This is a genomic window from Gemella haemolysans (genome assembly GCF_901873445.1).
GTDB classification, from domain to species: domain Bacteria; phylum Bacillota; class Bacilli; order Staphylococcales; family Gemellaceae; genus Gemella; species Gemella haemolysans_C.
Map to the genome: position 1 here is coordinate 1 of NZ_CABFLN010000068.1, position 540 is coordinate 540.

The window sequence follows — 540 nt, forward strand, 5'->3', positions numbered from 1 at the left end:
CTTCCTACTGCCATTAAACTGTATCCTGCAAAGTCGAAGAATAGATATAATGTATATAGATACATATATTTTAATGAATAGACAAATGAACCATGGTTTATTAAACCTACTAGATAATGATAACTTAGTGTTGAAAATACTACTTTGTATAATAATCCCAATATTAATCTGTATATTCCTTCTCCTGCTAGTTCTAAGTACTCGGCTCTTGGCATCTTTTCTTTTATATCACTCATGAATCTTCTACTTCTATCTATCGGACCTGAGCTTACTGTTGGGAAGAATAATAGGAATTGTACATATTCTACAGCTCTGATTTTTTCTTTTATTAAACCATCTGATATTTCTATCATAATTTGTATTGTCTTAAATGACATATATGATATTCCAATAAAAGCTAATAAATGTAAATGCGTTATCGCAAATATTTTATTTATTACTAATGGTAATATTGATAATATCACTAGTATTTTTAAGGATTTTTTATTTTCTGTTTTTTGTGCTATTAATACCAATATGTATTCATATAGGATAAAACCT

Annotated in this window: 1 protein-coding gene; it reads right to left on the reverse strand. The window is 27.0% G+C overall.

The window, feature by feature from the left end; translation table 11 throughout:
- The coding region (locus JX287_RS07780; RefSeq protein WP_345770913.1) for an MBOAT family O-acyltransferase at positions 1-353 on the reverse strand (353 nt) is incomplete at its 3' end.
- Between the last annotated feature and the right edge of the window lie 187 nt (positions 354-540).